This window comes from Stenotrophomonas sp. OVS01A, assembly GCF_019969775.1.
Taxonomy (GTDB): Bacteria; Pseudomonadota; Gammaproteobacteria; order Xanthomonadales; family Xanthomonadaceae; genus Stenotrophomonas; species Stenotrophomonas indicatrix.
This window is the reverse complement of sequence record NZ_JAHXYV010000001.1, coordinates 1,794,611-1,808,114: the sequence shown is the minus strand read 5'-3', so window position 1 is coordinate 1,808,114 and position 13,504 is coordinate 1,794,611. Positions and strand designations below refer to the sequence as shown.

Annotated in this window: 9 protein-coding genes; 5 read left to right on the top strand and 4 right to left on the bottom strand. The window is 68.3% G+C overall.

What is annotated here, in order from left to right:
* Positions 1 to 446 precede the first annotated feature (446 nt).
* The 3 genes from LC407_RS08450 (at position 447) to LC407_RS08440 (ending at position 6,329) form a co-directional block, all read left to right on the top strand.
* The gene (locus LC407_RS08450; RefSeq protein WP_105164241.1) at positions 447 to 5,018 is read left to right on the top strand and encodes a YadA-like family protein; all 4,572 of its coding nucleotides are present in this window, start codon (positions 447 to 449) and stop codon (positions 5,016 to 5,018) included.
* 62 nt (positions 5,019 to 5,080) lie between these two features.
* Positions 5,081 to 5,917 carry an OmpA family protein gene (locus LC407_RS08445; RefSeq protein WP_033831336.1) on the top strand — a complete coding sequence of 279 codons (837 nt, stop codon included), beginning with the start codon at positions 5,081 to 5,083 and terminating at the stop codon, positions 5,915 to 5,917.
* A gap of 121 nt (positions 5,918 to 6,038) precedes the next feature.
* A complete protein-coding gene (locus LC407_RS08440; RefSeq protein WP_170929478.1) occupies positions 6,039 to 6,329 on the top strand; it encodes a hypothetical protein in 291 nt (96 codons plus the stop codon).
* An 85-nt stretch (positions 6,330 to 6,414) separates the two neighbouring features.
* On the opposite strand, the gene LC407_RS08435 is transcribed toward LC407_RS08440, so the two are convergent.
* On the bottom strand, positions 6,415 to 7,242 hold the full coding sequence (locus tag LC407_RS08435; protein ID WP_223482625.1) for a class I SAM-dependent methyltransferase: 828 nt from the start codon (positions 7,240 to 7,242) through the stop codon (positions 6,415 to 6,417).
* 64 nt (positions 7,243 to 7,306) lie between these two features.
* Between LC407_RS08435 and LC407_RS08430 the strand changes: the two genes are divergently transcribed.
* Positions 7,307 to 7,711 carry a MerR family transcriptional regulator gene (locus tag LC407_RS08430; RefSeq protein WP_223482624.1) on the top strand — a complete coding sequence of 135 codons (405 nt, stop codon included), beginning with the start codon at positions 7,307 to 7,309 and terminating at the stop codon, positions 7,709 to 7,711.
* 15 nt (positions 7,712 to 7,726) lie between these two features.
* Here the strand turns inward: LC407_RS08430 and LC407_RS08425 are convergent, their stop codons facing one another.
* The 3 genes from LC407_RS08425 to LC407_RS08415 form a co-directional block, all read right to left on the bottom strand.
* Positions 7,727 to 8,443: an MgtC/SapB family protein gene (locus LC407_RS08425; RefSeq protein WP_025878554.1), complete on the bottom strand. Its 717-nt coding sequence runs from the start codon at positions 8,441 to 8,443 to the stop codon at positions 7,727 to 7,729.
* 92 nt (positions 8,444 to 8,535) lie between these two features.
* Positions 8,536 to 10,302 (bottom strand): chloride channel protein, encoded by a 1,767-nt coding sequence (locus LC407_RS08420; RefSeq protein ID WP_223482623.1) that lies wholly within the window; start codon positions 10,300 to 10,302, stop codon positions 8,536 to 8,538.
* Positions 10,303 to 10,365: 63 nt separating this feature from the next.
* Positions 10,366 to 12,447 (bottom strand): TonB-dependent siderophore receptor, encoded by a 2,082-nt coding sequence (locus LC407_RS08415; RefSeq protein ID WP_317850706.1) that lies wholly within the window; start codon positions 12,445 to 12,447, stop codon positions 10,366 to 10,368.
* Between the two features lie 131 nt (positions 12,448 to 12,578).
* On the opposite strand from LC407_RS08415, the gene LC407_RS08410 reads away from it, so the two are divergent.
* Positions 12,579 to 13,499 carry a M14 family metallocarboxypeptidase gene (locus tag LC407_RS08410; protein WP_049469194.1) on the top strand — a complete coding sequence of 307 codons (921 nt, stop codon included), beginning with the start codon at positions 12,579 to 12,581 and terminating at the stop codon, positions 13,497 to 13,499.
* The last annotated feature ends 5 nt before the right edge of the window (positions 13,500 to 13,504 follow it).

Genomic DNA, 13,504 nt, shown 5'->3' with positions numbered 1-13,504 from the left:
TCGATCTAAATCGAAATTGATGATCCGACTTTCCCTCGCCCGGGCCTGGCCCGGCGCTACATCTAAAGCGCGCGGGAAACTGTCGAAGGCGGGGTGGGTCCGGTTGCGGGGGTGTCCGCGGCATGGATGCCGCGGCCAAGCCCCCAAGGATGGGTTTACGGCGTCCCCCGCAACCGGACCCACCCCGCCATCCCGCAGGAAACCCGCTTTTGCTTTCGGCTGTTGCCGTTGCCGTTGCCTCTGCGGGTGCCGGGCGGCAGCCCGGCCAGCCCTCCCTGCCGGATTTGCATATGTGGCTGCCGAATCCGGCCGTGGATTTGCCGGAATGCGCGATTGCCCTGCCGGAATGAAGTGCTCAGCCCTCGCTGAAAGGCGCGAAATGTCAGTCACCTGCCTAACGGCAAGTCCACTGACATTCAAGTTGTCCGCCTACGGGGGAAATGCTCATGAACCGCATCTACCGGCGTGTATGGAACCGCCAGCTCAATGCTCTGGTTGTGGCCTCGGAACTGGCCACCGGCGATAGCGGTGGTACCGCACCGCGCGACCGTCGTGCCAGCCTTCTGGTGCCCAGCACCCTGGCCATGGCACTGCTGTGCGTGCTGGCCAGCGGACCTGCGGCGGCGACAGAGGCCAATCAATCGCTGCGCGACCTGCAGGCGCTGGCGGCCAAGTACACCCAGCCGATGCCGGTGAAGGTGGACGCCGAAGTGGCGCTGGCCGCGGCTGCACGACAGGCCCAGGCGAACCCGGCGATCAGTGCCAACGCACGCGTCGGCCTGCAGCTGAGCACAACGTCATTGCCGGTCGTGCGCGACGTGCTGCCGGCCACCGTGCAGGTCAAGCTGGCGGCCGTCGCCGCGCCGCGCCAGGTGCCTGCACCGGTGCTGGGCGCCGACGTGCGCGCCAACATCGGTGTTGGCACTGCAGCCGCTACCCGTGTCGATGCCGCGCTTGCGGCGAACGTCGCACCGGCCGCACAGGCGCCGTTGGGTCTGGCCGCCAACGCGGCAGCAAAGGCCGATGTCGGCATCGCCGGCAAGCCGGTTGCCAGCATTGACGCCGGCACCCAGGTTGCCGCGGCAGCGGGTGTAACGCCGTCCGGCTTGAAGGCGGCCGTGGATGGCAAGGTCGATTCGCAGCTGGTCGTGGCCGGCAATCACATCGAAGGCCAAGGCCAGATCGGTGCCACCGCAGCGGTCACGCTGCCTGCCAAGGAAGAGCTGCCGGGTGACACCGATGACCGCGCGATCACCGCAGCGTTCGATACCGGCGTGGCAGGCAAGGTACGGGTGCAGGGCAAGGACGGCGAGGAAATCGTCGCCGATCGCAATCTCAAGCTGGCCGGCACCGCAACCGTCGCCGCGCAGAACAGCGCGCTTGGCCTGGGCGGCCTGCTCAACGGCGTCGGCACTGCGCTCAACGGCGTTGGCAGCGCGGTCGGCAGCCTGCTCAATGGTGACCTCAACGGCACCGTCGGCAACCTGACCGGCGCCGTCGGTGGCCTGGTCGGCAATACCCTGGGCAGCCTCGGCCTGACCTCGCCGTCGGCCATTCCGCCGACCAGCCCGAAGGCGCCCGCCGCTGCCGACCCGAACGCGGGCCTGGTGATCGGTACCGGTGGCCTGGTGGGCGGTGTCACCGAACTGCTCGGCCCGACCACCGCCAGCCTGTTCGGCGGCACCGGTTACCTGTCCAACGGCAACCTCAAGCTCAGCACCGCCAACGTCATGCAGACCTATTCCACGGTCAACGTGCTCGGCCTGCCGGTGGTCAATGCAACGCCGGTCGGCACCACGCTCAACGGACTGGGTGGCGCGGTCACCGGTGGCAGCTCGCACCTGACCCTGATCGGTGGCGTCACCTCCGACAGCTACATCTACAACATCAACAACGGCAATCCCGGTGGCCTGCTCGGCCTGCTGCTGCCGACGGACTCGCCGGCCTGGGCGGCCAAGTGCCTGGACATCGCGCTGGCGGACATCTCCTGCTGGGCGGTCAACGCAGCGCAGGACTACCAGGTGCTGATGGGCGATGGCGCCTATGCCAACGGCTCCAAGGAAGTGGTGATCGGTGCCAACGCCCGCCATGAGCTGCCCAAGGTCGATGCCAACGTCGCCTTCCCGGGCGCGGGCGCCAATGATCCGAGCGATCCGACCGGCGTTCCCACCGCCGACTATGCAGCACGCATGGGGCACTCGGTGGTGGTCGGCGACAGTGCCAGCGGCACTGCCAACGGGCAGACCCTGCTCGGCGCAGAGAGCACCTCCAACCAGGCCAACTCGGTGGCGCTGGGCTATCGCTCGGCCGCACTGCGCGGCGCGCAGGCCAGCTACAGCGCTTACGGCCTGACCACCGCACAGGTGTCGGCGGGCGAGGTGTCGGTGGGCACCGCAGGCGGTGGCGAGCGGCAGATCACCAACCTGGCGGCCGGCAGCGCCAACACCGATGCAGTCAACGTGGCCCAGCTGAAGGGTGCGATCAGCCAGATCGACGCGGTCGGCGCGGCGGCGGTCACCTATGACCTGGATGGTGCAGGCGACCCCGACTATCGCCGTGTCACCCTCGGCAATGGCACCGGCACCACCACCATCGGCAACCTGGCCGCCGGCGCGGTCAACGCCACCAGCAGCGAGGCGGTCAATGGTGCGCAGCTGTTCGCCAGCAACGACACGATGGCAAAGTTCTTCGGCGGACGCGCAGCGTTCGATCCGCTCACCAGCACTTTCACCGCACCGCTGTTCGAGATCAGCACCATCTCCACCGGTGGCGCCGTGGCCCCGGGGCTGTATGACAACGTCACCGACGCCTTCGATGCGGTGGATGGTTCGCTGGTCAACCTCAACACCCAGATCAATGACATCCGCAACACCGGCACCCGGTACCTGCGGGTGAACTCGACCGGTGCCGACGCCGTGGCCAGCGGCGCCGAAGCAATCGCCGTTGGTGCCGGTGCCAGCGCAACCGCCGCCAACAGCATCGCGGTCGGTGCCGGCAGCCTGGCCGACCGTGCCAACAGCGTGTCGATCGGTGCCGCGGGCGCCGAACGCCAGGTCACCAACGTCGCCGCCGGCACCGCCAGCACCGATGCGGTCAACCTGGGTCAGTTGCAGGCTTCAGAAGAGGGCGCGCTGCGCTACGACCTCAACGGCGACGGCAGCGTCAACTACGCAAGTGCGACGCTCGGCCAGTCCGGCACCGCCACCACGCTGCGCAACCTCGGCCCGGGCCAGATCAGCGCGGCCAGCAGTGAAGCAATCAACGGTGCGCAGTTGTTCGCGGCCAACCAGACGGTGGCCACCCACCTCGGCGGCGGCGCTGCAGTGGATGCCAATGGCGTGGTCACCGCGCCGACCTACACGCTCAACAACGTCGCCGCCAATGGCACGGTCAGCCAGGGCAGTTACAACGACGTCGGCACGGCCTTTGATGCGGTCAGCAATTCGCTGGCCAATGTGGCCGAGCAGACCGATGACCTGGACGCACGCGCCGTGAAGTACGACGTGGACGGGAGTGGCAACGTGGTCGATACCGTGACCCTCAGCGGTACCGGCGGTGCACCGGTGAAAGTCACCAACGTGGCCGCCGGCAGCATCCTGGCGGGCAGCAGCGATGCCATCACCGGCGACCAGCTGTTCAGCACGCACCAGACGGTGGCCAGCTACTTCGGTGGCAGCACCGTGTACAACGGCAGCACCGGGCTGTGGACCGCGCCGACCTTCAACATCTCCACCATCGCCACCGATGGCACCATCACCGGCAACGACTACAGCAACGTCACCGCTGCATTCTCTGCAGTGGACGGCTCGCTGCGGGTGCTCAACCAGCGCATCAGCAGCGGCGGCGGCAGCCCGTACCTGGCGGTCAACTCCACGGCTGCCGCAGCCACGGCCACCGGTGCCGAAGCACTGGCGGTCGGCCCGCAGGCCAGCGCAGCCGGTGCGGGCAGCGTAGCGGTCGGCAACGGTGCCAATGCCAGCGCGGGCAACAGTGTTGCGCTGGGTGCCGGTTCGGTGGCCAGCGTCGGTGCGCAGACCGGCTATACCGGTGCCTATGGCCAGGCCGGCGCCAGCAACTCGTCCGGTGAGGTGGCGGTGGGCAGCAGTGGCAGCGAGCGCAAGATCACCCACGTGGCCGATGGCTCCGACGACCACGATGCGACCAACGTCGGCCAGCTGAAGAACGGCGTGAACTACGCCATCGACCAGTCCAAGGCCTACACCGACCAGAAGATCCAGAACATCACCAACGTTGCCGGCAGCTTCCGCGCCAACAACAGCAACAACCTGGCCGATCCGGCCGCCACCGGCGCCAACTCCGCCGCGGGCGGTGCCGGCTCCACTGCGGCCGGGGCCAACTCGACCGCATTGGGCAACGGCTCGCAGGCGCAGGCAGACAACTCGGTGGCGCTGGGTGCGGGCTCGGTCGCCAACCGCGCCAATACGGTGTCGGTGGGTGCAGCCGGTGCCGAACGCCAGGTGGTCAACGTGGCCGATGGTTCGCAGGCGACCGATGCGGTCAACGTGCGCCAGTTGCAGGCTTCGCAGCAGGGCACGATCCGCTATGACACCACCACCAACGGCACCACCAACTACAACAGCGTGACCCTGGGCAGCACCAGCAGCGGCCCAACCACGGTGCGCAACGTCGCTGCCGGCACCGCCGGTACCGACGCGGTCAACGTCGATCAGCTGAAGTCGGGCATGGCGCAGACCCTGGACTGGTCCAAGGCCTACACCGATGAGCGCATGGGCGGCTTCGAACGCGACCTGCGCAAGACCGACAACCGCGCTTCGGCCGGTATCGCCTCGGCGATGGCAACCGCATCGCTGCCGCAGCCCAGCGAGGCTGGCCGCAACATGGCCTCGATCGCCGCCGGCAGCTACAACGGCGAATCCGGCGTGGCCCTGGGCATCTCCGGTGTCTCCGAGGGCGGTCGCTGGATCTACAAGTTCAGTGGTTCCACCAACAGCCGCGGCGAGGCCGGTGTGGCCGTCGGTGCCGGCATCCAGTGGTGATCGCCTGCGCCGGGTCGCATTCGCGGCCCGGCGCAGCGGGCAACGTCTACAGGGGGAATGACATGAAACCGCATCGCATCGCTCGCAGTGGCCGCGTCGCCGCCACGCTGGGCCTGATCCTGGCCGCGGGGTTGCTGGTTGCCTGCCGCAGCCACGCACCGGCCGCCGACGGCCCCGCCGACAGCACCGCCGTCACCTTCCCGGAGGCCAGCAAGGCATCGCTGAAGGAAGGCATCTATCCGGATATCGCCGACCTGCGCCGGTTCGCACCGGGCATGAGCAAGCGCCAGCTGTACACGTTGCTCGGCACCCCGCACTTCAACGAAGGCATGTGGGGCGTGCGCGAGTGGAACTACCTGTTCAACTTCCGCACCGCACAGGGCGCAGAGTACTTCACCTGCCAGTTCCAGGTGCGCTTCGACAACAAGGGCATCGCCCAGGGCGGCTACTGGAAGCCTGAATCGTGCGCAGCGGTCCTCGACCCGCCGCGTCCGCCGCCACCGCCGGCGCCGGCGCCCTTGCCGGAGCAGCCGCTGCGGCTGGCTGCCGATGCACTGTTCGGCTTTGACAGTGCCGTACTCAGTGCCAGCGGCCAGCAGGCCGTGCAGGGTGTACTGGCGCAGGTGCGTGAGGCCAGCCAGGTGCAGTCGATCCAGGTGGTCGGCTACACCGACCGCATCGGCAGCGCTGCCTACAACCAGACGCTGTCGCAGCGACGTGCCGAGGCGGTGCGCACGGCGCTGGTACAGGGCGGCGTATCCGCGGCGAGCATCAGCGCTGAAGGGCGGGGTGCGGCCGAACCGCTGGTGCAGTGCGACCAGCGCAACCGGCGCGAGCTGATCGCCTGCCTGGCGCCCAATCGCCGGGTGCAGATCGCGGGCGTGGCCCGGTCGCACTGAATCCCCGCGCCGGGGCGTGCCCCGGCATCCCGAGTCCCCCCTGTTCTGCCGGCAGGACGTGGAAACGTCTCCCCCGTTTTCCACGCCTGCCGGTGGGCAGGTTTCTTCCCTGGTGCACCTGATGAATGCCCAATTCCTGCCCTTGTCCATGAAGACGGAAGCCACTCTCAGCGTGTACGGCCAGCTCGGCAACCATGCGGTCGTGCGCATTCCCGGGCGCCGGCTGCCGGGCCTCATCCTGCAGGCCGACACCGTTGCCGGCTTCCTCACCCAGCTGCAGGAAGCACAGGCGTGCCTGCGCAGCGGCCGCGCGCAGCGTGCCGACGCCGAGCTGGACATGCTGGTCGACATGCTCGAGCAGTGGTACGCGCTCATCGAATCGCGCCTGGCCGATGCCGGCGAGGCCTTGTAGAGAAGCAGGGGACGGAGGGGATCAAGTCGTTTCCCGCACAACCGGGGCATGAACGACTTGATCCCCTCCGTCCCCTTTTCTGTTGCTATGCGCGGGCGCGGATCATCCAGCAGGCGGTTTCCACCCGCACACGGTCACCGTCGATGAACGGTGCGAACGCGGTCAGCGCCTGCTGCAGCAGCGCTTCGGCGCGTGCGGCCGGCAACGCACGCAGGGCCAGGCCCACAGGTCCGAGCTGGCCGACGTAGCTGGCCAGCGCATCACGGCTGAGGAAGCAGGTCAGGTCCAGCGGCGCGATGTCCACGTCCTGCCATCCGGCACGCTGCAGCAGCCGGCGCACCCGTTCGCCATCGGCGAAAGCGAACTGCCCCGGTGCACCGGGTACCCGCGCCGGCAGCACCAGCTGGTCTGCAAGGGCGCGCTCGGCGGTGGTCATGAACGGATTCTCCTGCGCGCTGCGCCAGGCGATGCAGCGCAGGCCCGCGCCCGTTCGGGCGGCACGGTGCAGGTTGGCGAAGGCGGCCTGCGTGTCCTCGAAGAACATCACCCCGAAGCGCGACTGGATCCAATCGTAGTGCGCCGTTGCGAAGGGATGGCGCTGGGCATCGGCAACGATGAAGTCGATCCTGCGCCCGATCGCGGCGGCGCGCTGGCGGGCCAGGTCAAGCATCGGTGCGGAGATGTCCACGCCCGTGCAATGGGCGTCAGCGCGTGCTGCGGCGGCGCTCAGCGTACTGGCGCCGGTGCCGCAGCCCACGTCCAGCAGTTCCGTGACGGTAACCGGCAGCTCGTCGCGCAGGGCATCGGCCATCGGTTGGAACAGGCCGTCCAGCAGGGTCTGCTGCGCGACCCAGTTCTCGCCGGCGGCGCCGTTCCAGAGCGTGTTCTGATCGAGCGGGAGTGAATCGTCCATGGGCTTGCCTTGCGCGGGGAGTGCGACCATGGTGGCGCTTGAAGCCCACTTGAGGTCAAGCACGATGCAGGAACTGGATTTCGGTGAGGTGGTCCGCCGCAGTGGTGTACCGGCCTCGACGCTGCGCTACTACGAGCAGCTCGGCCTGTTGCAGGTGCTGGGGCGTCGCGGCCTGCGCCGGCAGTACCACGAGCAGGTGCTGGATCGGCTGGCACTGATCGGCCTGGGGCAATCGGCAGGCCTGTCGCTGCAGCAGATCGGCGCAGCGATGCCGCAGGGGGCAGGGCTTGCACTGGATCGCACGGCATTGCTGGCCCGGGCCGATGCGCTGCAGCAGCAGATCCGCAGATTGCAGCGGGCGCAGGATCGGCTGCGGCGGGCTGCCGCCTGTCCACACGCCGAGGATGCTCGGCGCTGCGCCTCGTTCCGCAGGTTGCTGCGAGCGCAGCAGCGCGTAGCGCGCGGATGAACTGCCGACACCCGCTCAATCGCGGGTGCTGACTTCCCAGGTGGCATGCAGCACGCCCGGCACCTGTTCCATCCGCGCCAGCACCACGTCCAGTTCGTCGGCGCTGACCGCGGTGCTGACCAGCACTGCGATCACATCAGTGGGCGCATCGGCGTGCTCCACCAGTTGCACGTCGCCAACGGGGTACTGCGCGGCTTCCAGCGCATCGACCAGGCGCTCGCGCACGCGCGGCACCGCGTCGGCATCCACGCTCAGGCGCACTTCGTAGGTCGCTTCGCTGGCGGCTTCGTTGATCGGGATGCGGTTGATCGCGTTCACCAGTGGCCGCAGCAGGGTATTGCCGGCGATGATCAGTACGGTCAGCAGCACGCCTTCGGCCAGCATGTCCGCGCCGGTGCAGCTGCCCACGGCAGCCGAGCACCACAGCGTCGCGGCGGTGTTCAGGCCGCGCACGTTCATGCCTTCCTTCATGATCACGCCGGCGCCGAGGAAGCCGACGCCCGAGACGACGTAGGAGATGACCCGCACGGCCTCGGCGCTGCCGGCGATGCGCATGCCCAGGTCAACGAAGGCGGCAGCGCCGACAGCCACCAGCACGTTGGTGCGCAGGCCAGCGGTGCGTTGCCGGTACTGGCGTTCGGCGCCGATCAGGGTGCCGAGCACGAACGCCGCCAGCAGGCTGACCACGGTGTCGGCGAAGGGGCCGGGCTGGAAGGTTTCAATGAAGCGCATGGCCGCAGTCTACCTCCCGCAGGTGACAGTAGAACCACGCCACGCGTGGAGGGGGCAGGGGGCAGGGGGCATCATCCACGCATGGCGTGGATCTACTCGTCGACGCGCTCGCCCATCATTTCGCGCTGGCGCTTGTCCAGTTCCTCCGCATAGCGCTTGCGCACGAATGCTTCAGACACCACGCCCAGCACCTGGCCATCGTCGGCCACCACCGCCAGCTCGTCGGCCTGGGTCTGGTCGAACCGCTGCATCACGGTCACCACGTCGGCGCTGACGGCGAGTGCCACGTCGCGGTTCTCGGCGAACGTACCTACGACGTCCTCGGGCTTCACGCCGTCGCCGAACAGGCGCGGAATCTGCACGATGCCAGCGTAGTGGCCTTCACTGTCGATCAGGATCACCCGGCTGCCCGAGCCCAGCGGGAAGCGCTGGCGGAAGGCGGCGGCATCGAGGTCGGCCGGGGCGGTGGCCACACCCTTGCGCATCATCCGCCCGGCATTGAGGTTGTGCACCCAGCCGATGTCACGCGCGCTCTTGATGGTTTCCCCGCGCAGGTGCATGCGCCAGGTCGAGAAGGAATAGCCGAACCACTGCCGCACCAGGGTGCTGGACACCAGCACGGCGCTCATCACCACGCTGGTCAGCAGGAAGTCGTGGGTGCCTTCCAGCACCAGCATGGCCATGGTCATCGGCGCGCCAACCACCGCCGCGGCCAGTGCAGCCATGCCTGCCAGCGCTGCCGACGTGGCGTCGACCACCGGGACGCCGGTGGCCATCGCCAGCAGCCCGGCAAACAGCGTGCCGACCAGGGTGCCCATGAACAGCGAGGCGAAGAACAGGCCGCCGCGGAAACCGAAGCCCAGCGAAATGCCGGAGGCCAGGCATTTCAGCGTCAGCAGCCCGCCGATCCAGATCAGCGGCAGATGGGTGGTCAGGTCCAGGTGCAGCGCTCCGTGGCCGGACGACAGTACCTGCGGGCTGGCCAGTGCCAGCGGAATCAGCAGCAGGCCGCCCACCACCGGGCGCCCCCACAACGGCAGCGGGCTGCGCTTGACCGTGCCTTCGATGGAGGCGATCAGGCGCATCACCACGATGCCGACCATCGCACAGCAGCAGCCGAGCAGGCCGTAGATCGCATAGTCGGCTGCGCGCACGTCGATGGTCGATGCCGCGGGCAGCAGATAGGCGTCCACGCCGGCCTGGTCGGCAACGAAGGCGCCGGCCAGTGCGGCCACCGCAACCGGCGCCAATGCCGCCGGCGTATAGGCACCGATGACGATCTCGAAGGCGTAGAACGCCCCGGCCAGCGGTGCACCGAAGGCCGCGGCGATCGCACCGGCCGCGCCAGCACCGACCAGGATGCGCACGTCGTTGCGGCGCAGGCGCATCACCCGCCCCAGTTGCGAACCGCTGCCGGCGCCCATCTGCGTATACGACGCCTCCAGTCCGACCGAAGCACCGCAGCCATTGGAGACCAGGGTCTGGGTCAACACGATCAGGTTGTCGCGCATCGACATGCGGCCGCCATGCAGTGCATTGGCTTCCACGGCATCCAGCAGGGGGCGTTTCAGGCGCGTGGCAGCCAGGCTGACCAGGCCCACCACCAGGCCACCCAGCGGCAGCACCAGCAGGGCAATCCAGGTCAAAGCGGGCAGCGAGCTCAGGCGCATGCCCTCGTCCAGCCCATACAACGCCGTCTGCAGGGTGCGTGCCAGCCCAGCCTGCAACAGGGTCAGGCCGCCGGCGATCAGCCCGACCACCAGCGCCAGGGCGATGAACCACAGGTCGCTGCCGCGCAGGCGCAGGCGCAGGCCCTGGAAGGCCAGATGCAGGCGCGATGGCGAAGCGGTGGAGGACATGGTGGCGGCATGATACGCCGCCACCGTGAGCGCTACCGTCACCGCATCAGGCGGTTGCCATGCTCAGAAGCGGTAGCGGCCCTGCACGTAGAACGTGCGCGGCGCGGCCACCATGCGCCCGGCGTTGCCATCCACGTTGCGGGTGTACCAGCGCTTGTCGGCCAGGTTGTTCACGCCCACCGCGACCTCGCTGTCGGCCAGCCAGGGCAGCTGCCAGGCGGCCTGCGCGTTCCACAGGCGTACGCCGGGTACACGGCCTACGCGCGCGTCGGCGGCTTCTTCCCAGGTGTTGGCGGCATCGGAGAACTGGCCGCTCTGGTGGGTGCTGGACACGTTGAAGGTCCAGCCGGCCAGCGCATAACGGGCGCCGACGCTGTCGGTATCGCGCGCGTAGAACGGCACATCGAGGCCGCGGTTGTCGCCGGACTGCTGGATGGCCTTGGTCCAGGTGTAGTTCGCGTACAGTTCCAGCCCGGCCAGCGCGCTGCTTTCGGCAAAGCGGTACTCGATCGCGCTTTCCACGCCCTTGTGGTCGGTGGCGCCGATGTTCTGGAAGGTGGGCGGGGTGATGCCCGGCACCTGCAGGATCTGGTTGTCGAAGCGCATCTTGAACACGGTCACTTCCGCACGCAGCGCGCCATCCTGCCAACGCGCGCCCAGCTCGGTGGTCCTGGCGATTTCCGGGTTCAGCGGATTGGTCGCGCTCTGCGAGTTCAACTGGATGTTCTGCACCGGCCCGAACGAAGTGGTGTAGTTGCCGAACACGGTCAGCTGCGGGGTCAACAGGTAGGCGACGTTGAGCGAGGGCAGGGCCTTGTCGTTGCGGCTGCTGAAGGTCGCGCCGCCGCCGGCCTGGCGGCGGTCCATGTCGATCCACTCCATGCGCACGCCGGGCGTGATCCGCCACCGACCGATGGCGATGCGGTCATCAACGTAGAACGAGTGCGCATCGGTGGCGTTGTCGAAGCGGGTGGTCGCGCCGGTCGCACCGGTACGGCGGGTAACGGTGTAGCTGCGGTCGTTGCCGCGCTCGCGCAGGAAGCGGTAGCCGGCGGTGATGTCGTGCACGCTGCTGCCCCAGTGCAGGCGCTGGGTGTAGCGTGGCTCGATGCCGAGCACACGGTAGTCGCGCGGCTGCACCGTGATCTGTGTGTTGGCCGCGTTGATCAGCGAACTGGCCCGGTTGCTTTCGTTGTAATACGCCAGCACCTCGAACTCGCTGTTCTCCGACAGCGTGTTGGTGTAGCCCAGGTCGATGCCGGTGCGATGGCCCTTCCAGAAGTCGGACGGGCGGGTGTTCTGGAACGGATCGGCCTGGTACTGGGCGCGGGTCAGGCCGCCCGGAGTCCGGGAGCGCACGTCGTAGTACGACAGCTTGGCGCGCAGTTCCTGCTGTGCGTCGATGGCATAGGCGAACTTCAGCGCCAGATCATCGAAGCGGTCATCGCTGCCCTGGCGCCAGCCGCGGCCGTCCTGCCCCGAATAGAGCAGGGCCATGCCCAGGCCGTTGTCGGCGGTGCCGCCGAGGAACGCGTTGTACTGGGTGCTGTCGCCGCCGCCGTGGTCGTAAGCGCTGTAGCGCACGCCGGCCTCGCCGTGCAGGCCGGCCGCAGTCGGAATCGCGCGGGTGCTGAAGTTGATGATGCCGCCGACATTCTGCGGCCCGTAGCGCACCGCACCGCCGCCGCGTACCACGTCGATCGATTCGATGTTGGCCAGGCTGGCCGGGGCGAAGGAGAGCTGTGGCTGGCCGTACGGCGCAACCGCCAGTGGCACGCCGTCCAGCAGGACGGTCGAGCGCGGCGAGTAGCGGCCGGTCAGGCCGCGCACGCCGATGTTGAGCGAGACCGAGCTGCCAGCGGTGCCGGAGTTGTCGGTGACCTGCACGCCGGGAATACGGCGCATGGCATCGCCCAGGCTGGCGGCGCCGCTGGCCTCGATGCGCTGGCGATCGACCACGGTACGCGCGCCAGCGAAGCTCTTGACGCTGTCGTGCAGGCCGGTGCCCAACCAACTGCCCGAAACCTGGATGCTGTCGAGCGTGGTGGCGCTGTCCTGCGCGAGCGCGCTGGCGGCCGGAAACATGCACAGGGCGAGGGCGGCAGCCAGGGGTAGGCGGGCCGGTTGCGGGGCAGGAATGGGCATCGGTGCAGAGTGCGGAAGGTCGTAAATGAGAATTATTGCTGATTCCATTCGCCATTGGAATCGGCCCGCCGTTCAGCGCTTTGGCCCGGTGGTAAAGTGGCCGATTGCCTCCTGACCCGCTGAGAACTGCCATGTCCACTGCTGCTTTCTACCCCGTCGGTACCCCTGGCCAGCCGTGGGGCGTTGCGGAAAGGGAGCAGTGGCGTGCGCGCCAGCAGCGCCTGCGCCGTTACGACGAGGAGGTGCTGCCGCGCATCGATGCACTGGCCGGGCACTTCGACAAGGTGGCCTACGGCCAGCTCGACTATGCAGGCGAGACCTACACCCTGTTCGCCCTGCGCAGCCGCGACTGGAACCCGGCGTTGCCGGCCGCGCTGGTGACCGGCGGCGTGCATGGTTACGAGACCAGTGGCGTAATGGGCGCGCTGGAGTTCCTCGAAAAACATGCCGCCCACTACGCCGGCAAGGCCAACCTTGTGGTCGCGCCGTGCGTGAATCCGTGGGGCTTCGAGCGCATCAACCGTTGGAACTTCGATGCGATCGACCCGAACCGCAATTTCCGCGCGGACGGCCCGGCCCGCGAATCGACGGCGCTGATCGAACTGATCGCACCGTTGAAGGGCCAGTTCGTGCTGCACATCGACCTGCACGAAACCACCGACAGCGACGAGAGCGAGTTCCGTCCCGCACTCGCCGCGCGCGATGGCAAGCCGTTCGAACCGGGCCTGATTCCCGATGGCTTCTACCTGGTGGACGACAGCGGGAATCCGCAGCCGGCCTTCCAGCAGGCCGTGGTCGCCGAAGTGGAGAAGGTGACCCATATCGCACCGGCTGACGACAAGGGCGAGATCATCGGTTCGCCAGTGGTCGCGCATGGTGTGATCGAGTACGCGCTGGTGCCGCTGGGCCTGTGCGCCGGCATCACCGGGGCGAAGTACACCACCACCACCGAGGTCTATCCGGACAGCCCGCGCGCGACGCCGCAGCAGTGCAACGACGCGCAGGTGGCGGCGGTGTGCTCGGCGCTCGATTACGCGCTCGCCCATCGTTGATCGGT